This window comes from Tolumonas osonensis (genome assembly GCF_014202415.1).
GTDB classification, from domain to species: domain Bacteria; phylum Pseudomonadota; class Gammaproteobacteria; order Enterobacterales; family Aeromonadaceae; genus Tolumonas; species Tolumonas osonensis.
The window spans coordinates 402114-422542 of record NZ_JACHGR010000002.1; the positions used below are offsets into that span (position 1 = coordinate 402114).

A 20429-nucleotide genomic window follows, 5' to 3' on the forward strand; every position below is an offset into this window, starting at 1 on the left:
GCGCTGAACTTATAATGCCAGCTTCAGGATTTCCTTCACATCCGCAGCGGTGATATCTCCATGTTCACCAAGATTCACATGGCCGTGTTCTTCCAGTTTCGCCACCACCGGGTCAATGATGCTGGCATCCAGGCCATACGCGCTCAGTCGGGTCGGAATACCCATCGTTTCAAAGAACTGACGGGTATTTTCAATCGCCGCCATCACACGGCTATCTTCATCACCCTCGCGTAAGCCCCACACGCGTTCCGCATATTGCAGTAACTTCGCTTTTTTCTGCTCTTTTTTGTAGAGCCACACCGCTGGCTGTACCACGGCAAGCGTCTGACCATGATCCAGACCGTATAAACCGGTGATCTCCTGACCAATCATATGCGTCGCCCAGTCTGCCGGCACACCTGTTGCGATCAGGCCGTTCAGCGCCAGCGTAGCGGTCCACATCAGGTTGGCGCGAACATCATAATCGGTCGGGTTTTCCAGTGCTTTCGGACCATCTTCCAGCAGATTCAGGAGCAGACCTTCGGCAAAACGATCCTGCACCTTTGCATTAACCGGATAAGTGACATATTGTTCAACCACGTGCACAAAGCTGTCGACAACACCATTGCCGGTCTGTTTTGCAGGAAGGCTATAAGTCGTTTCCGGATCCAGAATCGAGAAGCGAGGCTGAACATGGTCAGAGAAGAAGAACAGCTTGTCTTTGGTTTCAGCTTTTGTGATCACGGCGCCTTTGTTCATTTCAGAGCCGGTGGCAGCCAATGTCAGCACACAACCCAGCGGTAATGCGCTGGTCACTTTTGCGCCATAGGTCTGAATGATTTCCCAAGGATCGCTAGGATAAAGTGCCGCAGCAGCAATGAATTTACTGCCATCGATCACTGAGCCGCCGCCGACAGCCAGAATATAATTGATCTTTTCCTGCTTAATCAGGTCAACCGCTTTAATCAAGGTTTCATAGTGCGGGTTGGGCTCGATGCCGCCAAACTCGAAATGGGCAATCCCCGCCAGTGCAGCCTGAACCTGCTCAAATACACCATTCTTCTTGATGCTGCCACCGCCGTAGGTGATCAGAACACGGGCATCCGCAGGAATTTCATCTTTCAGTTTTGAAATTTGACCCTTACCGAAATGTATTTGTGTTGTATTTTTATAGCTAAAATTATCCATTACAAACCATGCCTCTATGATTCTTTATAAAAAGATCGGAATGTGAACACTTCGACGCCCTTCTTAAATTAATGTTCAGGATTAAAGTTTACAATTCCAGATATGCGAATTATGAATTCTGGAGAATATAACTATTAACGAACCCAATATTTTTATATTCCTGTGCCGGATAACCTCGCTTATTGACGCCTCAGGCGCAGCTCCTGTTCACCTCCACAGAACAGGGATTCTGATTAAACCCAACACTACTCCATCATTTTATGAACCATAATGATAGTAAGCTTCACAGGAAACGCATGTGATGGTTTTCGACCACATCACATGCGTGTTAAATCTGAAAATCCGGGACCTCATAGAGCTATGTTTGAAAGTTTATTTGTTCAAATCGCTGCAATTCTCGGCCTGGCTGCCATCGGAGGAGGGTTGGCACAACTGTTACGCCAACCACTGATTGTGGCATTTATCGCAGTGGGTGTTCTCCTTGGCCCTTCTGCTTTGGGGATGGTCACACGCAGTAGTGAAATTGAATTATTTGCCGGGCTCGGCATTGCCCTGTTGCTCTTCGTGGTAGGACTAAAACTTGATTTACACATTATCCGGACTGTCGGCCCCGTCGCACTAGCTTCCGGCCTTGGACAAGTTCTGTTTACTTCATTAGTCGGATATTTGATCGCCCTGATGCTCGGAATGCCGCATGTCTCTGCTTTGTATGTTGCAGTAGCACTGACATTTTCCAGTACTATCATCATCGTTAAACTGCTATCCGACAAGCGTGAAGTCGATTCATTGCACGGTCGGATTGCCGTTGGTTTTCTGATTGTACAGGATATTGTGGTAGTACTCGTGATGATCGGACTAACCGCTTTTGGGCAGCCGGCAGGCGAAATACACATGAGCTGGGAAATCCTGAGAATTATTTTGAAAGGTGTAGCAATGCTGCTGACGGTAGCCTTGCTCATGCGTTACGTGTTACCCAGTTTATTGCTTCGTTTGGCACACATGCCGGAACTGTTGATGTTATTCGCGATTGCCTGGGCCATGCTCGGTGCGGTCGGCGGAGATACGCTAGGTTTCAGTAAAGAAGTGGGAGCGTTTCTCGCCGGTGTATCTATTGCGTCAACGCCCTACCGCGAGCAAGTAGCCGCGAGATTAGTCAGCCTTCGCGATTTTCTACTCCTTTTTTTCTTCATTGAACTAGGCGCAACACTCGATCTGAGTATTTTGGGAGCTCAGATGGGTGCCTCGATTGTTTTCTCATTGTTTGTACTGATTGGTAACCCACTGATCGTCATGATGATAATGGGCTACATGGGTTATCGTAAGCGTACTGGATTTCTGGCAGGTCTGACTGTCGCTCAGATCAGCGAATTCTCCCTGATTCTGGCTGCACTGGGTCTGAGTCTGGGACATTTGCAACAGGAAACCGTCGGATTAATTACATTGGTCGGATTAGTCACCATCAGTGCGTCCACTTACATGATTATCTATTCCCATTCCATTTATGAACGTATTGCGCCATGGCTTTCGATATTTGAACGCAAAGTACCTCATCGCGAGCTGGACAGCTCGCTGGATAATGAAGATCAGATAGATATTTTAGTGATCGGTCTGGGGCGATATGGCGCTGCTCTGGCTGAAAACCTACGCGCGCGGGGCTGCAGACTCCTGGCAGTAGATTTCGATCCGACTACAGTACAAAAACATATCGGCGACGGTTTCAAAGTGCATTATGGCGATGCAGAAGATCCTGAGTTCGTGGCAACCCTGCCATTACAACATGTGCGTTGGGTTGTCAGCACAATACGCGATCCGGGCATCAACCGTGTACTACTTCATGGGTTACAACAGAAAAACTATCCCGGCAAGGTTGCGATTGCCAGTTCTGGTTACCGGGATGCAGCTCAGTTCCGGCAAATTGGGGTGGATCTAGTATTGATTCCTTATGCTGATGCAGCAAAAGAAGCAGCAGATCGTCTGATGGAAGGCCGTTTTAACAGTAGTGTTGACCAAACAGGAGCGTAATTAATGAGAAGTTTTAAAAACATTCTGTATGTTTTTGAACCATCCATTGCTCAGGAAACCAATATTATCCGCGCTGTATCACTGGCACATAGCAATCAGGCCCATCTGGCAATTATTGATGTCATTCCTGAGCAAACAGTTGGTAGCATTTCTACTGATCTGACGGAAGCATTAATATCTAAACGCTGGAATATGCTGGAATCGTTAATTTCATCTTATACAAACGTGCACGATGTAGATATTGAGGTTCGGGTAGGCACAAAATTTCTCGAAGTGATCCGTGCCGTACTACGTAACAATTATGATCTCGTGATAAAGGGGGCGGAAAATCCTGATTGGATGATGCACCTGTTCGGAAGTGATGATATGCATCTGTTACGTAAATGTCCTTGTCCGATCTGGCTGATGAAACCACAAGAAAAAGCTAATTACGATTGTATCGTCGCAGCTTTTGATTTTGATCCTGATGACCAGAACCAGTCTTTGTTAAACCAACAAATTCTGGATCTTGCTAACTCTCTTGCATTATCCGAATTTGCAGAATTACATCTTGTGCACGCATGGGATGTACCCGAAATCGAGTTTGTCCGAGGATGGATTAATGAGCCTGATACCACGACGATAAGGGAGATTGATGCTGAGCGTGCACGTCATCAAGCCGGTATGGATGCATTGATCAAAAAACTCCGTGATCGGCTTGGTGCCGAGGCATATTCCTATTTATCTCCTCAAGTTCACCTACCGATGGGATCTGCGCGTAAAACAATACCTGCACTCCTTAAAGCAGTAAGAGCAGATCTCATTGTTATGGGAACGATCGCACGGACAGGTATTCCCGGATTTATCATCGGTAATACCGCTGAAGCCATTCTGGATCAATTAGAATGTTCGGTACTTGCAGTAAAACCAGCCGGGTTTGTCACACCAGTAACGTTACTCTGCTAAGTAACATAGTAAATAATAACCTTGCCTATTCACGCCTCAACCGCAAGGCGTTCGTTATCACAGAAACAGAGCTCAGGCTCATGGCTAATGCGGCGATCATCGGGGATAACAACATGCCCGTCGCGGAATAAAAAACACCGGCGGCCAGTGGGATCCCAAGGGCATTATAAACAAAGGCAAACATCAGGTTCTGTTTCATATTGGCTATGGTGGCCTCTGATAACGCTCGCGCGACGGCTATTCCCCGTAAGTCGCCTTTGACTAACGTCACGGGTGCACTGCTCATCGCCACATCCGTTCCTGTCCCCATGGCGACACCCACATCGGCTTTTGCCAGTGCCGGCGCATCATTAATACCATCACCGGCCATGGCAACCACATACCCCTGCTGCTGCAAACTTTCCACCAGCGCTAATTTGTCAGCCGGTTTAACTTCACCATGAACTTCGGAAATACCGAGTTTTTTCCCTACCGCTTTCGCAGTCGTCAGACCATCCCCCGTGGCCATAATGACCGAGATCCCGCTTTCACTTAACGATTTCACCGCCTCAAAAGAGGATGCTTTGATAGGATCACTGACCGCCAATAATCCGGCTAATTTCTGATTTATGGCCAGATACATCACACTGGCACCTTCTGTCCGCAGGCGTTCTGCATTGGAACGTAATGCGAGCGTTTCTACCTTCATCTGCTCCATCAGCGTTGTATTTCCGAGCAACACTTGCTGGCCAGAGACGAGACCTTTCACACCGATTCCGGAAATGGTCTCGAAGCCACTTACCGCCTCCAGCAGCAATCCATTTAAGCGTGCGGCATCGACGATGGCCCGGGCCAGTGGATGCTCACTCCCCTGATCCAGACTGGCTGCAATCCGCAGGATCTCGTTTTTCTCAAAACCTTCTGCCGGGATCGCTTGTTCAAACACGGGATGCCCTTCCGTCAGGGTCCCTGTTTTATCGACAATTAATGTGTTTACTTTGCGGAAATTCTCTATCGCCGCTGCGTCACGAAACAGTATTCCCCTGGTTGCCCCCTTCCCTGTCGCAACCATGATCGACATCGGCGTAGCCAGTCCCAGTGCACACGGACAGGCAATAATCAGCACGGCGACTGCATTCAATAGCCCATATTCCCACCCGGTCGCAGGAGGACCAAACAGCCCCCAGGCAAAAAACGTGATGACAGCGACCAGGACAACCGTCACGACAAAGTGACCGGCAATCCGGTCAGCCATTCGTTGCATTGGTGCTTTAGAGCGTTGTGCCTGTGCCACCATATTCACAATTTGCGCCAGCACGGTTTGTGAACCCACTTTTTCCGAACGCATCGTCAGTGCGCCCGTGGTATTCATCGTGGCGCCAATGACTTTATCGCCTTGTTTCTTGCTAACCGGTATCGGTTCGCCAGTCAGCATGGATTCATCGACCGTGCTGGAACCATCCACAATCACGCCATCTACCGGTACCTTTTCGCCGGGGCGGATACGCAGCACATCCCCCACGTGAACATGAGACAGTGGAATGTCTTCCTCCGTACCATCGGGGTAAATTTTGCGTGCCGTTTTGGGGGCCAGCCCCATGAGTAAACGGATCGCTTCGGATGTTTGAGAACGCGCTTTCAACTCCATCACCTGACCCAGTAAAGTCAGTGAAATGATGACATCCGCTGCCTCGAAGTAGACGGCAACCCGCCCCATAGACTGAAATGAAACAGGGAAAATATCAGGCGCAATGGTCGCAACCGCGCTGTAGATAAAAGCGGCACCGGTTCCTGTTCCAATCAGCGTCCACATATTAGGATTCCGATGCAAAATGGATTGTGCCCAGCGGGTAAAGAATGGCCATCCGGCCCATAACACCACCGGTATTGACAGCGTTAGCTCAACCCAGCTTTGCGTCGTCATGCTGAATAATTCAGCCCGATGCCCAAACATCGCCAGTAACGTAACAACGACCGTGAGTGGCAACGTAAACCAGAACCTATGCTGGAAATCACGCAGTTCCGGATTGTCTTCCTTCTCCAATTGCGGTTGTTCCGGCTCCAGCGCCATCCCGCATTTCGGGCAGCTACCGGGATGATCCTGCCGTATTTCGGGATGCATCGGGCAGGTATACATCACACCCGAATCCGGATTCAGATTGACTTGTTCCACTGTCGGCTGTTTCCGGTATTGCTCAGGATGGGCTTTGAATTTGTGCAGACAATGTTCACTACAGAAATAATACATCCGGCCTTCGTACTGCATTTGATAAGGGCTATCCGGTTTCACTTCCATCCCGCAGACGGGATCCACATCCTGCGGTTTTTCTGTCACAGGGGCAGAATGTATATGGGTGATTTTCATGATCGCCGCTCCTTACTTTTTCCCCGATGGAATAAAACGGGGTGTGCGTTCCTGATATAGGGGTAAACATATTTCGACAAACAACAACTAAAGATATAGGTACGGCAAGAAGCTGTTAATTTATTTAAGTGTAGTCAAAATAATTAAAATATGTTCAAACCTTACCATAGTGGCAATATTGAATTTATAAGTTTTTGGTTCTAATCTAACAACACGAATTAAACCTGAGACGTGCAAAATGATTGCTCGAATGGGGCTCATTATTATGCTGATGCTGGCGACCTGGATGCCTTTCCAGTCTGTTGCTGCATGGCGCATGATGAATGAAGCACCAGTAAATCAATCATCTCAGGCCATACCTTTAGCAAAAACCGATATAGTCTCGGTTATGCCGGCCTCCTGTTATATACCGGTCGAGGGAAAACAGAAACCCCTGGTGGTGAACCATGATTCTGTCCAGTGCTCCTCCTGTCTGCCGCTTTGCAACGGCTTTCCACCTATTTCTTTGACTTTAAAAGAATTTTCGCGTCAGAACACCGCTGTTCTGGCACTCGCATTACCACTCTATAACGATCACATCCCTGCCATCGTTTCGCCTCCTCCCGTCACGTTTATCCTCTGAACCAAGTTCCCAGCCGATACTTCGCTCAATTTATATTGATAACAAGTACTGAGTGGAATATTACGTTATATATTCCATGAAAAAATTAAATCTGGATTTTAATCCGGAGGATATTCTGTATTTATTTCAGACGGGCCATACATGCATTAAATTTTAAAATCAGTCATTTTAAAAAATACATTAATTCTCGGGATATTAATTTTCTGGTGTATACGCTCAATCTGTTTCCGGCACGGCTGTCAAATCCATGCCGGTAACGTCAAAAAATTAAGGAAGAACTCATGAGAAAAAAAATGAACTACACCCTACTGTTGTCCGGATTATTTGCAGGCTCCGTGTGGGCCGAAACATTAGGTGATTCACTGATTTCGTTACAGGCTGCAGTACAGGAGAACAATCCGAAATTACAGCAGGTGATTGCAGAAATGAATGCCGCTTCTGCGCGGACAGTTTCTGCGGGAGCATTGGCCGACCCGGTATTTAAACTGGAACTGATGGATTTCACGCCGGAAGGTAAGGGAAAGCAGTATCTTCCGGGAAAAACCGGACAAACCAAATATACGCTGATGCAGGATCTGCCGTGGTATGGCAAACGGGATCTCCAGACAAGCATCGCGGAGCAACAGGCTGACGCGGCTAAATTCAAAACCGCGCAGACCCGCAATGAGCTGAGGGCGGAAATCCGTCGTTTATATGCACAGCGCTATGAAACCCATCAGATGTATTTATTGAATCAGGAGATTGATTCTGTCCTTCGCCAAATTGAACAAACCGTAGCGACTCGTTATCAGCAAGGGTTAGGTACACAGCAGGAATTAATCCAGACACAGCTGAACCGGAGCCAGTTAGCCAAGATACAGATTGATCTGGAGGCACAGCAGAAACAGCTGCAAACCTGGACCAATGCTATTCTCAATCGTTCACCTTCCGCAGAACTAGCCTGGCCAGATGAGTTACCTGCCTTGAGTGATTCAGAACTGAGAACACTCAAAGAAAGCGAGTGGGTCAAACAAACACCGCAATGGCAACAGACGGTCGCTGCGCGTAATGCAGCCGGATTGAATGAAAAGTTGGTAGAGAAAAATCGCTACCCGGATTTTACGGTGGGAGTGACCGCAGTGCAGAGTGAGCAACAGCTCGAAGAATGGGAAGGCATGCTTCAGTTCAACCTGCCAATCAACATGACCCGACGCTCCGCGGATGAGCGCGAGGCGCAAGCGATGAGTATTGCGGCAAAAGCAGAGCAGGAGCAAATGAGTAATGACTTGCAGGGCGAATTCTGGCGAGCCATTGCAGCTGTGGAACAAGCACAGAAACAGCAGCAATTACTGAAAAATACCATCCGGGAACAGGCTGCGCTCAATCTACGATCAGCCCTTCAGGCTTATCAGAATAACCAGCTCACTTTGTCCGGGCTGCTTGAAGCAGAACAACAATGGCTGGAGATCCGCCAGTCACGGATCCAACTCGCCTCCGCAGAACAAATGGCCTATGCCGATATTGAAGCACTGACAGGAAAGGCGTTATAAAACAAACTATCGCATGCCCTTATTCTTGACCTTCCTGTAAGGGGAAGGTTTAAAGTGATAATAGTTCTCATTAGTTAATTTACTTGTATATTCTAAGCCCACCGCGGGAGCCCGAATGATTGCGTTTATCCGGAAACTCACTCAAAACCGAATTGCATGGGCCGTGCTTTTCGGTTCAACCCTTTTTCTTGAACTCTGTGCCATGGTGTTTCAGCACGTGATGGGGTTACAACCTTGCGTGTTATGTATTTATCAGCGTGTCGCGGTACTTGGGATCATGGCCGCCTCAATCATCGGTTTCATCTATCCGAAGAACCTGATTCTGCGCTGGAGCGGTCTCTTATTGTGGGCGTATTCGGCGGTACAGGGGCTGCGACTGGCGTTACAACATACCAACATACAGCTTAACCCTTCCCCATTCACGACCTGCGATTTATTCGTGGTTTTCCCGGACTGGTTACCACTCAACCAATGGGCACCCTGGTTTTTTAATGCCACAGGGGAATGTTCCGATCTGCAGTGGCAGTTCCTTTCATGGACAATGCCGCAGTGGCTCATCGTTGCTTTTGGCATTTATACGCTGATCAGTTTTATTGTGATTGCAGGCAATCTGATCAAAGGAAAGTGTTGCAGTTCGTAGCGGGCTCAGAATGTGAGAAAAAGGGAAAGACGATACTGTCCTTCCCTTTCTTTTAGGGCTTACGCCAATACAGGATAATCGGTATAGCCCGCTTCGCCACCGCCGTACATTACATCGGTTCGCAGCTCATTGAATGGACCATTTCCCTGCAGACGAGTGACCAGATCCGGGTTCGCAATAAACTGTTTTCCCCAGGCCGCCGCATCCGCAACACCTTCATTCAGCAGAGCGTGTGCGCTTTCTCGCGTCAGCTGTTCATTCACAATCACCGCCCCGCCAAAGGCTTGTTTCAGCTGTGGCGTTAATACCGGCGCATTGAAATGTTCACGGGTAAAGATAAAGGCGACGTTGCGTTTACCCAACTCTTTCGCCACATAACCGAAAGTTGCAGCAGGGTCTTGATCGCCCATGGTATGAGAATCACCCCGCGGCGCCAAATGCACGCCAACACGACCCGCCCCCCAGACGCTGATCGCAGCATCGGTTACTTCCAGCAGTAAACGTGCGCGGTTTTCGATCGGCCCGCCATATTCATCAGTACGCAGATTGGTTGAGCTTTGCAGGAACTGATCGAGCAGATAACCATTCGCCGCATGGATTTCAACACCATCGAATCCGGCTTTTTTCGCGTTTTCAGCGCCCTTGCGGTAGGCCTCTATAATCGCCGGGATCTCATCCAGTCCGAGAGCACGCGGCACCACATACGGTTTCATCGGACGGATCAGGCTCACATGCCCTTCCGCGGCAATCGCGCTCGGGGCCACCGGTAATTCGCCATTCAGGTAGGTCGGATCGGAAATTCGGCCGACATGCCACAGTTGCATAACTATCGTGCCACCGGCCTGATGCACCGCATCGGTGATCAGCTTCCAGCCTACGACTTGTTCATCAGACCAGATCCCTGGTGTATCCGGATAACCCACGCCCATCGGTGTCACTGAGGTTGCTTCAGAGATAATCAACCCGGCAGTGGCTCGCTGGGCATAATACTCTGCCATTAACGCATTCGGCACCCGCCCTTCACTGGCACGGCAACGCGTCAGTGGCGCCATCACCACACGGTTTTTCAGCGATAATTCGCCCATCTGAATGGGATCAAACAAGGTGGTCATGCAACCTCCAAAGTTATAAAGCCTGCTGGATATGGGCTGTAAACTCCGCAATCACGGCCTCATTTCGCTGGTAATACACCCACTGCCCAACCCGTTTTGAGGTGAGCAAGCCGGCACGTTGCAGCGTCGCCAGATGCGAAGAGATGGTCGATTGCGATAATCCCGCCCGTTCAAAAATCTGCCCGACACAGATGCCATTGTCATACGGCGTTTTTTGCTCCGGAAAAGACTCCGCCGGTGTTTTCAACCACTGCAGAATATCTCTCCGGGCCGGATTGGCTAACGCTTTGATAATGGAATCGACTTCCTGATTCGTCATAGTCATCACCTGAACAGATGGCTTTACTATATATCGAGATATTTCGATATGTAAATATAAAAAGAGTCATGCATGATGAAATTGTATCAAGTTCTGTCGGTTCAGGAAAAAGAATAGCGGGCCAATCGAGGATGCTGCGGATGACGGCACCAGCGTCTGGCTTCAGTCGCTAGCATTGATATTGATTATTCGGGGACAACACGTAAATTTCAGGCACAAAAAAACCAGCTTTCGCTGGTTTATTGTTTCGTTCAGAACATGGTGCGGAAGGAGAGACTCGAACTCTCACACCTTGCGGCGCCAGAACCTAAATCTGGTGCGTCTACCAATTTCGCCACTTCCGCAGCTCTGAACTTTTTTGGGGTGGCTAATGGGACTCGAACCCACGACAACCGGAATCACAATCCGGGGCTCTACCAACTGAGCTATAGCCACCATCGAACCGTGTTGTCACACCATCTTTGAAGCTGAACAACCATCGTCTTAACTGGTACGCCCTACAGGATTCGAACCTGTGACCCACGGCTTAGAAGGCCGTTGCTCTATCCAACTGAGCTAAGGGCGCACTGGAAGAAAATGGTCGGTGATAAAGGATTCGAACCTTTGACCCTCTGGTCCCAAACCAGATGCGCTACCGGGCTGCGCTAATCACCGATGTTCTGTCGAGACGTCCGACGACGGGGGCGAATAATATAGGCTCTCCCTGATGGCGTCAAACGCTTTTTAGCGAAAAGCCGGCGACCGTTCACATATTGAACGACCGTGGTAAGCGCATGTTTATACACTAACCTTATTGTAAAAAAAATGCGACAATATGCGCCAGCAAAGCAAGGTGAGTGGAAGGTATGTCTGCAAAAATCATTGATGGAAAAGCGATTGCCCTGTCTGTGCGTCAGCGTGTAGCTGCCCGTGTCGCAGAGCGTAAAGCAAAAGGATTACGGGCCCCGGGGCTGGCCGTGGTGCTGGTTGGCGAGGACGCCGCGTCTCAGGTTTATGTCGGCAGCAAACGCCGTGCCTGTGAAGAAGTGGGTTTTATTTCTAAATCTTACGATTTAGCCGTAACCACAAGCCAGGATGAACTGCTGGCACTGATTGACACGCTCAATGCCGATCCGACCGTGGATGGTATTCTGGTTCAGCTTCCGCTTCCTGCTCATCTTGACTCAACGCTGGTTATTGAGCGGATCCTGCCAAACAAAGATGTGGATGGTTTCCATCCTTATAACGTTGGCCGTCTGGCGCAACGCATCCCTGCCCTGCGTCCCTGCACACCTAAAGGCATGATGACTCTGCTGGAAAGCACCGGCGTCGAGCTGAAAGGCATGAACGCCGTGGTTGTCGGCGCATCCAACATCGTTGGCCGTCCAATGACCCTGGAACTGCTGCTGGCCGGTTGTACTACAACGACCTGTCACCGTTTCACCAAAGGGCTGGAGCAGTTTGTCCGTCAGGCTGATTTGCTGGTCGTGGCAGTCGGCAAGGCTGAATTTATTCCGGGTGAATGGATCAAGCCGGGTGCCATCGTACTGGACGTAGGCATTAACCGCTTATCCAATGGCAAACTGGTGGGTGACGTGGAATATACCACTGCCGAGCAACACGCCAGCTACATCACGCCTGTACCGGGCGGTGTGGGGCCGATGACAGTGGCCACGCTGATCGAGAATACCCTGCAGGCCTGTGAGCAATACCACAGCTAACGCAGAGATTAAGGGCTGAAGATTTCAGCCCTTTTTTATTTTCGGCTATCCGCAGGAAATACAATATCAATTTCCAGACCATGCGGCTGATTGTGGTTTCTGATTTGCAGGTTTGCCTGATGAATACGGCATATACGCGCGACGATATTCAGCCCCAGCCCTACTCCGCCTCCCCGTTGATCAAAGCGCCGGAATGCATCGGTTAATGCCGCCAGGTGCGTCTCATCGACCCCTTTACCGATATCCCTGACGATCAGGTGCAATCCGTCTGTCTGTTTTGTCACGGTAATAGTCAGCCCGGTATCACTATCGGCATAACGGCTGCTGTTCTCCACCAGATTGCGTAGCAGCAGACTCAGCAGGGTTTTATCCCCAATCACATATGCTGTATCCGGCAGTGATAGCGCGACGGTTTGCCCCCGGACTTGTAACAGCTCCCGGCATTCATTCTGTGCCGGCAGAATGACGTCGCTCACCAGATCAACCGGAGTTTGCAGACCCATCACCATTTTCTGTTCCAGACGGGCCATGGTGAGCAGTTGATCGATGGTGCGCTGCATCCCATCCAGACGGGAGATCAGTGCCTTGATTTCCTCTGGCGATTGAGATTCAAGCAGCTCCAGATTCAGCCGTATACCGGCAATGGGTGTCCTCAGCTCATGTGAAACGTCCGACGTGAATTGCCGCTCGCGGGAAAAGGCCAACTGCAATTTCTGCATCAGCTTATTCAGGGCACTGGTAATAGCGGTAACCTCACGGCTGGTTCCGTCATCGTCGAACGGCTGCCACTGCTCAACATTGCGCTGCTGCAACTGGGCCGTCAGCTTATACAATGGTGCAATAATCCGTTTTATCGCGATCCAACTGATAAACAAGCTGAGTAAGAATGCCGTCAGCGCCGGGAAAAACAGCGCACCAACGATCTCCCAGTTAAACCAGCTAAGACTCTCAACCGGAACCTTCAGTTTGCTGGCATGGCGCAAGTTATGGACAATGATTTCCTGTTCTTCATGCAACAGCCAGAAAATAGTGGTGCCCTGGGTGACAAACAGAATCGTGCCAATACTGAATAATAATCGCCGCGATAAGCTATTCTGATTTTGCTTCAAGACGATACCCCTCCCCGCGCACGGTTTTGATACTGTCAGCACCCAGTTTCCGTCTCAGATGATGAATATAGACTTCCAGCGTGTTGGAGCCAATTTCATCATTCCAGTCATACAGATCCTGCTGTAACCGCTCACGCTGTACCGTTTTCCCGGCATGCAGCATCAAGCGACGCAAAATGGCATATTCCATCCGGGTCAGCGTCAGTTCCTGCTCCTGCAGCCAGACCTGATTCTGGTTCATATCCAGCCGGAGCGCGCCAAATTGCAGGACATTCTCCGCCTTTTCAAAACGGCGCCGCATCAGGGCTCTGATTCGGGCCAGGAGTTCAGCCAATGCAAACGGTTTGATCAGATAATCATCCGCGCCCAGATCGAGACCTTTCACCCGATCATCCAGTGAATCCCGGGCGGTCAGAATCAAAACGGGCTGAGCGCTGCCTTGCTGGCGCCATTGCTTCAGCAGCGTCAGGCCGTCACCGTCCGGTAAACCCAGGTCAAGAATGATCAGGTCGTAATCTTCCAGCACATAGCGACGGGCCTCTTTTATACTCTGGGCCACGTCACAGCAGTATTGCTGCTGCACCAGCGCTTTCTGCACGCCATGCAGCAACAATGCATCGTCTTCAATCAGCAGAATTTTCATTAATTACATCCTTGATTCAAACAAAAAAGCCTGTCGGAATATCCTGACAGGCTTTTCATACTCAAAGACCGGTTAGCCTTTACGGCGCCAGGTTGTTCCCTGAGGGCCGTCTTCCAGCACGATGCCCATCTCTGTCAGTTTATTACGGGCTTCATCAGCCAGCGCCCAGTTCTTGCTGGCGCGGGCTTCGTTACGGGTTTTGATCAGTTGCTCGATTTCAGCCACATCATCCGCTTCTGCGGCCGCACCGGATTGCAGGAACTGTTCCGGCTGTTGCTGCAGAATACCCAGCACACTACCCAGACGGCGCAGACAGGCCGCCAGCGCAACCGCATCTGCGGCAGAATCCTGTTTGGCGCGGTTCAGATCACGCGCCAGATCAAACAGCACGGAGTAGGCTTCCGGTGTGTTGAAGTCGTCATCCATGGCAGCCTTGAAACGTTCTTCAAACGGCGCAGACAACGCGGTTTGTTCTTCTCCCTCTTCCACACCACGCAAAGCCGTGTAGAGACGTTCCAGTGAAGCACGCGCCTGCTGCAGGTTCAGGTCAGAGTAATTCAGCGGGCTGCGGTAATGACCGGACATCAGGAAGTAACGTACGGTTTCTGCGTCATAGACTTTCAGTACATCGCGGATGGTGAAGAAGTTGCCTAATGACTTAGACATTTTTTCCTCATCCACCATCACCATACCGGAATGCATCCAGGTGTTCACATAAGGCGTATGGTGCGCGCAGCAGCTCTGTGCAATTTCGTTTTCATGATGCGGGAACTGCAGATCAGAACCACCACCGTGAATATCAAAATGATGGCCCAGATGTTTGGAATTCATGGCGGAACATTCGATATGCCAGCCCGGACGGCCTGCACCCCATGGTGAATCCCACATCGGTTCACCTGGTTTGGACATCTTCCACAGCACGAAATCCATCGGATTGCGTTTGGTTTCTTCTACATCCACGCGGGCACCGGCCTGCAGCTGTTCGATATTCTGGCCAGACAGACGGCCATATTCAGGGAAACTGTCAATGGAGAACAGGACGTCACCATTATCGGCAACATAGGCATATCCCTGATCCAGCAGGCTTTGTACCAGCGCAATAATTTCACCGATATGTTGCGTGGCGCGTGGTTCAATGTCCGGACGCTGCAGTTTCAGGGCATCGAAATCGGCATGCATATCACCGATCAGACGTTCGGTCAGCGCATCACAGCTTTCCGCGTTTTCTGCGGCACGTTTGATGATCTTGTCATCCACATCAGTGATGTTACGGACAAACGTGACATCATAGCCAAGATACCGCAGATAACGCACGACAACGTCAAAAGCAACGAAAGTGCGGCCATGGCCGATATGACACAGATCGTAAATGGTGACACCACAGACATACATGCCCACCTTGCCGGGCTGGATTGGTTTGAATTCTTCTTTCTGGCGAGTCAGGGTGTTGTAAATCTTCAGCATAATGTCACCGTATTAATCATGAATCCCAACATTCTAAAGAAGAGAGCCTGAGATTGCACCCCTCCTTTCGGCCCGGTTGTTAACAGATGTTTTACTTGCGGCTTTTGTGTCAACGTCTCATCAGCTAGAATCAGTACACAATTTCTAAAGAGGCAAAAACATGTCTGTTACTCTGCACACTAATTTCGGCGATATCACCCTGGAACTGTTCAACGACAAAGCACCGGTTACTGCAGCGAATTTCCTGCAATACTGCCGCGATGGTCACTACAACGGCACAATCTTCCACCGTGTGATTGATGGTTTCATGGTTCAGGGCGGTGGTTATGCACCTGGCTTTGAAGAGAAAAACACCCGCGCTCCGATCAAAAACGAAGCGAACAATGGTGTTTCCAACAAAGTAGGCACCATCGCAATGGCGCGTACCATGGAGCCGCACTCAGCATCCGCACAGTTCTTCATCAACGTGGCTGACAACACCTTCCTGGATTTCAAATCTGAATCCATGCAGGGCTGGGGTTACTGCGTATTCGGTCAGGTGACTGCCGGTATGGAAGTTGTGAACAAAATCAAAGCGGTGAAAACCGGCCGTTACGGTATGCACCAGGACGTACCGAAAGAAGACGTGGTTATCGAAAACGTTACTGTCTCTGAATAATCAGTCTGCCATACCGTTACGGCGGTATGGCTCTTTCCCCGGATACACATGACTAAACTCTTCATCGCAGATCTGCATCTGAGTGAATCCCGCCCTGATCTGACCCAGGCATTTATCCGTTTTCTTGAAACCGACGCCCGAACCGCTGATGAACTTTATATTCTCGGTGATCTGTTCGAATTCTGGATTGGTGATGACGAACAGTCACCCCTGCAGCAACAAGTCACCAAAGCACTGAGAACCCTGGCCGACCATGGCTGTCAGCTGTTTTATTCGCATGGCAACCGTGATTTCATGATCGGAAGACGGTTTGCCCGTGAATGCGGCATGACCCTCCTGCCGCCCATTTATGCCTGCGAACTGGCTGGCGAGAAAGCCCTGCTCTTACATGGTGATCAGCTTTGTACCGACGATGAGGCCTATCAGCGTTTCCGCCGGATCACCAGCTGGCCCTGGTTGCAGTGGATCTTTTTGCATCTCCCGCTATCCCGCCGGGTAAAAATCGCGCAGAAAATCCGTCAGGGCAGTCACAAAGGGAAACAGCAGAAAAGCCGCAGCATTATGGATGTGACACCGCAGAGCGTGATTACCTGTTTTGAGCAGCATAAAGCGACACTGATGATCCACGGACACACCCATCGTCCGCACATTCATCCGGTGACATTAAGCAATCAGCAGCAGGCCCGCCGAATTGTGCTGGGTGATTGGGATACCGATCTCTGGTATCTGAAAATTGATGATCGGGATATCAATTTACTTTCCCGCCCCATCGATCCTGCGTTGTAAAGAAAGCTTTGGAGCCGGTTAACCCGGCTCTGCTTTATTCAGACCATATTCCCGCAGCTTATTTGCCACCGCGGTATGCGACAGCCCCAGACGTTGCGCCAGCTGCCGGCTGGAAGGATAAAGCGGATACAATCGTTCCAGCATCAGCCTTTCAAAACGCTTGGTCGCTTCCGGCAAGGTGCCATCAAACCACTGCTCCGCCGTTGACTCGTGCGCATCCATCAGCGGTAGCCGCAGCATGTCCGGCGTCAGTTCATCGCCTTCCAGCAACGTCAGCGCCTGATAGAGCGCGTTTTTCAACTGGCGGACATTCCCCGGCCATGGATAACTGTTCAGAAACTCCGTCATGGAACGCGAGAATCGCGGACGTCGCCGCTGTAATTCCTCACTGATCCGGCTGCAGAACTGCTGTGCCAGCGGCATGATATCGGCGAGACGCTGCCGCAGCGCCGGCATCTCCAGCGTCAGCACATTCAGACGGAAGAACAGATCTTCGCGGAACAGCCCTTTTCGGACCTGTTCGCCCAGCGATTTACGGGTAGTGCAATACAGCCGTACATCGACGGTGACTTCACTTTCCTGCCCGACCCGGTGAAAACGCCCGTCCTGCAAAACCCGGAGTAATTTGCTCTGCAGCAGCGGTGACATTTCGGCAACTTCATCCAGCAGGAATGCCCCGCCGCTGGCCTGCTCCAGTAACCCCTTTTTGCCCGGCCAGTCCGGCCCGAACGCACCGGGCGCAGAACCAAACAGCTCATGCTCGGCCACATCATCCGGCAACGCGGCACAGTTTAGTGTCAGCAGAGGTCCACTGGCCCGCAAACTGGCCCGGTGACAGGCCCGAGCCAGCATCTCCTTGCCGGAGCCGGTTTCACCCATGATCAGTAATGGCTGATCCTGCATCGCGAAACGGCGCGCCTGATGCAATAACTGCTGCATCACCTGACTTTCAGCGCAAAACTGCTCAAAACTGCTGTCATCGTAGCTGTGCAGTAAATTGAAATGGTGCCCTACCCGACGGGCTGATTTCAGCACCACAACGGCACCGGCCAGATGCGATACGCCCTGCGTGTCCGGAATAAAGATAGGCAGGATATCCGCCAGAAACTCTTCCCCGGCAAAAACCAGTTTGCAGGTTTCCGGCTGCGGATTTTCGGAAGAAAGCCACTGCAGGAAGGCAAAACCCTTGAGAAAACTGCCAGCCTGCACGCCCTGAATGTCTTTCAGCGATAAACGCAGGATATTCAGCACCGCATCGTTGGCCTGCGTCAAACGTCCTTTGATATCCAGCGCAAACACCAGATCCGGCAAGGCTTTCATCAGCGCCTGGATCTCGTGATGTTCCCGCTCTGAAGGCATATACCCCACGGTTTTCACATCCGTCACGCCGGCGATGCGGCGCAGATCAGGCAGCAATTTTTGCAGGCTGGCGAAATCAACATCCGGCAGATGCAGATAGATAATGCCCGCCACATCGATTTCGATACCGCGCAGGTCAATCCGGTTATCTTCCAATTGCGCCAACAGCTCTCTGGTCAGCCCTAACCGATCTTCACACGTTACTTGCAACCGCATTAATTGCTTACCTTTTTACCAATCTGACCATTGATTATACGGATGATATGCAAAACCACCTAGAGTGAGGATTTTTTTACAAAAAAGGATTGACCACGTATGCCCTTTCCCCTAGAGTAGCGCCCCGTCGAAAGGGTAATACGGAAAGCGTTCCCGATAGACAAAAAATACGGTGAGTTGTCCGAGTGGCTGAAGGAGCACGCCTGGAAAGTGTGTATACGGCAACGTATCGAGAGTTCGAATCTCTCACTCACCGCCATCTTCCTAAGTAATTGATTTACTTAAGCTTGTAAAATCCTGCTAAGTTTAAAACCAGCGCCTTCTGCCCAATTGGTACAGAAAGGTGGTACAGATGAGTGTTATGGCTACACCGTGGAAGCATCCTAAAACTGGTGTCTTTTACTTTCGTAGGCAAGTTCCGTTAGACATCAAGCAAGTTATCAAAAAGCATGAATGGAAGGTCTCCCTGAGAACTAAAGACCTTGCTGTTGCTCGCCCTCGTTTCGCCTCTGAATCTGCCCGTTGTGAAGAAATCTTTGTTGCCGCAAGAGAACAACTCGCAGGTAGACCTAAAGTCCTCGCTTCTGATTCACCTAAGCTCGCTGACCGTTGGGCTTCCTCTGTCATGGCTGAATGGGAAACTGAACCTGATTCAATCTCTGGTTTTCTTGCAGAAACACCCGAAGGTTCTGTACCAGCAAAAGATGTGATTGATGGTGATAACGCTACTGTCAGAATAAAAGTTGTATCGCCATTCATCCGTAAGACACTAGAAGCTCACAACCTCCCGACTCCTGATGAAGCAGAACCAGCATTCAAAGCCTTGGTTGAAGCATTCTTTGCCCGTTGGATTTCTCTTTGTGATTTAGCGTTTAGGCGGGCTCATGGCGATTGGTCTAGTCAAATCCATGTACCAGCAGCCACCAGCAAACTCACCGTTGAAAAAGAACGTGAAGTTCAAAAAAACTCAGCACCTCCGTTGTCTCAGGTTTTCCAGCTATGGGCTGATGACAAACGCATGAATGATGGTGATAACCGAAGCACTCAGAAAACCATCAATGACTTCAGCTCTACCATCTCTCGTTTCATCGAGTTGTTTGGTGACTTACCTGTGAACCAAATCACCAGAGCAGTCTGTCAGGATTTCCGAAATCTTCTCGGTAAGTTTCCAGCCAGAGGGAAAGGCTTAAGAGGACTATCAGCAGCACAGCTTATGGAGAAAGCAGAGAAAGAAAATCTGCCACTGGTTGAACTGGCTACCATCAGAAAACAACTCAGAGCCTTCTCTGCAATCCTGAACTTTGCGGTACAACGCTTAGACGTCATGCGGGAAGAACCTGTATCTGCATCCGGTATGTTGAGAGGGATTGCCAAGGCAGCTAAACGGAATGTAACCAGAACAGCCGAAGATAAACAGTATTCTTACACTGAGCTGATGACCATCTTCAAGAGCCCTCTCTTCACATCGAACTGGAAGCCACCGATTGCTGACTTTGGGGAAGCACTCTACTGGTTGCCTCTGTTGATGCTCTACACGGGAGCACGAAGAGAAGAACTGTCACAACTTCTCGCGTCAGATGTTGTCAAAGACCAAGATACAGGCATCTGGTATCTGTCTATTCAATCTGGTGAAGATAAGACTGTGAAGACCAGCAACAGCATCAGGAAAGTGCCTCTGCATGATGACCTGATTGAGCTTTGAATCGCCACTGATTTCCTAGACACCTTTTAGTTAGATAAACTAGCTAAAAAAGAGGTGTTCATGAGCCATAAACGTTACCCCGAACAATTCAA

General features: G+C 50.0%; 17 protein-coding genes and 5 tRNA genes. 10 read left to right on the top strand and 12 right to left on the bottom strand.

Annotated features, from left to right (window positions below):
* Positions 1–9: 9 nt before the first annotated feature.
* Positions 10–1167, bottom strand: a complete 1158-nt coding sequence (locus tag HNR75_RS04365) for an iron-containing alcohol dehydrogenase (protein ID WP_188025794.1) — start codon at positions 1165–1167, stop codon at positions 10–12.
* Between the two features lie 360 nt (positions 1168–1527).
* Between HNR75_RS04365 and HNR75_RS04370 the strand changes: the two genes are divergently transcribed.
* Together HNR75_RS04370 and HNR75_RS04375 are read left to right on the top strand one after the other, a co-directional pair.
* Positions 1528–3189, top strand: coding sequence for a cation:proton antiporter (locus tag HNR75_RS04370; protein WP_188025795.1), 1662 nt, complete (start codon positions 1528–1530; stop codon positions 3187–3189).
* A 3-nt stretch (positions 3190–3192) separates the two neighbouring features.
* Entirely contained in the window at positions 3193–4134 is a 942-nt protein-coding gene (locus tag HNR75_RS04375) for a universal stress protein (protein ID WP_188025796.1), read from the top strand.
* 25 nt (positions 4135–4159) lie between these two features.
* On the opposite strand, the gene HNR75_RS04380 is transcribed toward HNR75_RS04375, so the two are convergent.
* Positions 4160–6478 (bottom strand): heavy metal translocating P-type ATPase, encoded by a 2319-nt coding sequence (locus HNR75_RS04380; RefSeq protein WP_188025797.1) that lies wholly within the window; start codon positions 6476–6478, stop codon positions 4160–4162.
* Positions 6479–6716: 238 nt separating this feature from the next.
* Here HNR75_RS04380 and HNR75_RS04385 point away from each other — a divergent pair, with 238 nt between their 5' ends.
* The 3 genes from HNR75_RS04385 (at position 6717) to dsbB (ending at position 9269) form a co-directional block, all read left to right on the top strand.
* Entirely contained in the window at positions 6717–7100 is a 384-nt protein-coding gene (locus tag HNR75_RS04385; RefSeq protein ID WP_188025798.1) for a hypothetical protein, read from the top strand.
* A 281-nt stretch (positions 7101–7381) separates the two neighbouring features.
* Positions 7382–8629: a TolC family protein gene (locus HNR75_RS04390; protein ID WP_188025799.1), complete on the top strand. Its 1248-nt coding sequence runs from the start codon at positions 7382–7384 to the stop codon at positions 8627–8629.
* A 115-nt stretch (positions 8630–8744) separates the two neighbouring features.
* On the top strand, positions 8745–9269 hold the full coding sequence (gene dsbB, locus HNR75_RS04395; RefSeq protein WP_188025800.1) for a disulfide bond formation protein DsbB: 525 nt from the start codon (positions 8745–8747) through the stop codon (positions 9267–9269).
* Between the two features lie 59 nt (positions 9270–9328).
* Here the strand turns inward: dsbB and HNR75_RS04400 are convergent, their stop codons facing one another.
* From HNR75_RS04400 to HNR75_RS04425, 6 genes are all read right to left on the bottom strand, one after another.
* Entirely contained in the window at positions 9329–10381 is a 1053-nt protein-coding gene (locus HNR75_RS04400; RefSeq protein ID WP_188025801.1) for an alkene reductase, read from the bottom strand.
* A gap of 13 nt (positions 10382–10394) precedes the next feature.
* Positions 10395–10700 (bottom strand): ArsR/SmtB family transcription factor, encoded by a 306-nt coding sequence (locus HNR75_RS04405; RefSeq protein ID WP_188025802.1) that lies wholly within the window; start codon positions 10698–10700, stop codon positions 10395–10397.
* Between the two features lie 259 nt (positions 10701–10959).
* Positions 10960–11044: transfer RNA gene (locus HNR75_RS04410), tRNA-Leu, on the bottom strand.
* 15 nt (positions 11045–11059) lie between these two features.
* Positions 11060–11135, bottom strand: a tRNA-His gene (locus HNR75_RS04415).
* Positions 11136–11188: 53 nt separating this feature from the next.
* Positions 11189–11265: transfer RNA gene (locus tag HNR75_RS04420), tRNA-Arg, on the bottom strand.
* Between the two features lie 12 nt (positions 11266–11277).
* Positions 11278–11354: transfer RNA gene (locus HNR75_RS04425), tRNA-Pro, on the bottom strand.
* A gap of 191 nt (positions 11355–11545) precedes the next feature.
* On the opposite strand from HNR75_RS04425, the gene folD reads away from it, so the two are divergent.
* On the top strand, positions 11546–12400 hold the full coding sequence (gene folD / locus HNR75_RS04430; RefSeq protein WP_188025803.1) for a bifunctional methylenetetrahydrofolate dehydrogenase/methenyltetrahydrofolate cyclohydrolase FolD: 855 nt from the start codon (positions 11546–11548) through the stop codon (positions 12398–12400).
* A 35-nt stretch (positions 12401–12435) separates the two neighbouring features.
* Here folD and pmrB read toward each other — a convergent pair whose 3' ends face one another.
* The 3 genes from pmrB to cysS form a co-directional block, all read right to left on the bottom strand.
* The gene (pmrB, locus tag HNR75_RS04435) at positions 12436–13509 is read right to left on the bottom strand and encodes a two-component system sensor histidine kinase PmrB (RefSeq protein ID WP_188025804.1); all 1074 of its coding nucleotides are present in this window, start codon (positions 13507–13509) and stop codon (positions 12436–12438) included.
* A complete protein-coding gene (locus HNR75_RS04440) occupies positions 13490–14152 on the bottom strand; it encodes a response regulator (protein WP_188025805.1) in 663 nt (220 codons plus the stop codon). The genes pmrB and HNR75_RS04440 overlap by 20 nt, the downstream gene beginning before the upstream one ends.
* Before the next feature lie 72 nt (positions 14153–14224).
* Positions 14225–15616: a cysteine--tRNA ligase gene (cysS, locus tag HNR75_RS04445; RefSeq protein WP_188025806.1), complete on the bottom strand. Its 1392-nt coding sequence runs from the start codon at positions 15614–15616 to the stop codon at positions 14225–14227.
* 160 nt (positions 15617–15776) lie between these two features.
* Between cysS and HNR75_RS04450 the strand changes: the two genes are divergently transcribed.
* Positions 15777–16274, top strand: coding sequence for a peptidylprolyl isomerase (locus tag HNR75_RS04450; protein ID WP_188025807.1), 498 nt, complete (start codon positions 15777–15779; stop codon positions 16272–16274).
* A 48-nt stretch (positions 16275–16322) separates the two neighbouring features.
* Positions 16323–17060, top strand: a complete 738-nt coding sequence (locus HNR75_RS04455; protein ID WP_188025808.1) for a UDP-2,3-diacylglucosamine diphosphatase — start codon at positions 16323–16325, stop codon at positions 17058–17060.
* An 18-nt stretch (positions 17061–17078) separates the two neighbouring features.
* Here HNR75_RS04455 and tyrR read toward each other — a convergent pair whose 3' ends face one another.
* Positions 17079–18635, bottom strand: coding sequence for a transcriptional regulator TyrR (gene tyrR / locus HNR75_RS04460; RefSeq protein ID WP_188025809.1), 1557 nt, complete (start codon positions 18633–18635; stop codon positions 17079–17081).
* Positions 18636–18806: 171 nt separating this feature from the next.
* On the opposite strand from tyrR, the gene HNR75_RS04465 reads away from it, so the two are divergent.
* Both HNR75_RS04465 and HNR75_RS04470 read left to right on the top strand, forming a co-directional pair.
* Positions 18807–18894, top strand: a tRNA-Ser gene (locus HNR75_RS04465).
* A 93-nt stretch (positions 18895–18987) separates the two neighbouring features.
* Positions 18988–20337: a DUF6538 domain-containing protein gene (locus HNR75_RS04470; protein ID WP_188025810.1), complete on the top strand. Its 1350-nt coding sequence runs from the start codon at positions 18988–18990 to the stop codon at positions 20335–20337.
* Positions 20338–20429 lie beyond the last annotated feature (92 nt).

What these genes read in the sequence shown, in the direction of transcription:
- HNR75_RS04450 (WP_188025807.1), top strand. Translation starts at nt 15,777, where the DNA reads ATGTCTGTTACTCTGCACACTAATTTCGGCGATATCACCCTGGAACTG.
- HNR75_RS04375 (WP_188025796.1), top strand. Translation starts at nt 3,193, where the DNA reads ATGAGAAGTTTTAAAAACATTCTGTATGTTTTTGAACCATCCATTGCT.
- HNR75_RS04400 (WP_188025801.1), bottom strand. Translation starts at nt 10,381, where the DNA reads ATGACCACCTTGTTTGATCCCATTCAGATGGGCGAATTATCGCTGAAA.
- folD (WP_188025803.1), top strand. Translation starts at nt 11,546, where the DNA reads ATGTCTGCAAAAATCATTGATGGAAAAGCGATTGCCCTGTCTGTGCGT.
- HNR75_RS04405 (WP_188025802.1), bottom strand. Translation starts at nt 10,700, where the DNA reads ATGACGAATCAGGAAGTCGATTCCATTATCAAAGCGTTAGCCAATCCG.
- HNR75_RS04370 (WP_188025795.1), top strand. Translation starts at nt 1,528, where the DNA reads ATGTTTGAAAGTTTATTTGTTCAAATCGCTGCAATTCTCGGCCTGGCT.
- HNR75_RS04390 (WP_188025799.1), top strand. Translation starts at nt 7,382, where the DNA reads ATGAGAAAAAAAATGAACTACACCCTACTGTTGTCCGGATTATTTGCA.
- HNR75_RS04470 (WP_188025810.1), top strand. Translation starts at nt 18,988, where the DNA reads ATGAGTGTTATGGCTACACCGTGGAAGCATCCTAAAACTGGTGTCTTT.
- dsbB (WP_188025800.1), top strand. Translation starts at nt 8,745, where the DNA reads ATGATTGCGTTTATCCGGAAACTCACTCAAAACCGAATTGCATGGGCC.
- HNR75_RS04385 (WP_188025798.1), top strand. Translation starts at nt 6,717, where the DNA reads ATGATTGCTCGAATGGGGCTCATTATTATGCTGATGCTGGCGACCTGG.
- HNR75_RS04380 (WP_188025797.1), bottom strand. Translation starts at nt 6,478, where the DNA reads ATGAAAATCACCCATATACATTCTGCCCCTGTGACAGAAAAACCGCAG.
- HNR75_RS04455 (WP_188025808.1), top strand. Translation starts at nt 16,323, where the DNA reads ATGACTAAACTCTTCATCGCAGATCTGCATCTGAGTGAATCCCGCCCT.
- cysS (WP_188025806.1), bottom strand. Translation starts at nt 15,616, where the DNA reads ATGCTGAAGATTTACAACACCCTGACTCGCCAGAAAGAAGAATTCAAA.
- HNR75_RS04365 (WP_188025794.1), bottom strand. Translation starts at nt 1,167, where the DNA reads ATGGATAATTTTAGCTATAAAAATACAACACAAATACATTTCGGTAAG.
- HNR75_RS04440 (WP_188025805.1), bottom strand. Translation starts at nt 14,152, where the DNA reads ATGAAAATTCTGCTGATTGAAGACGATGCATTGTTGCTGCATGGCGTG.
- tyrR (WP_188025809.1), bottom strand. Translation starts at nt 18,635, where the DNA reads ATGCGGTTGCAAGTAACGTGTGAAGATCGGTTAGGGCTGACCAGAGAG.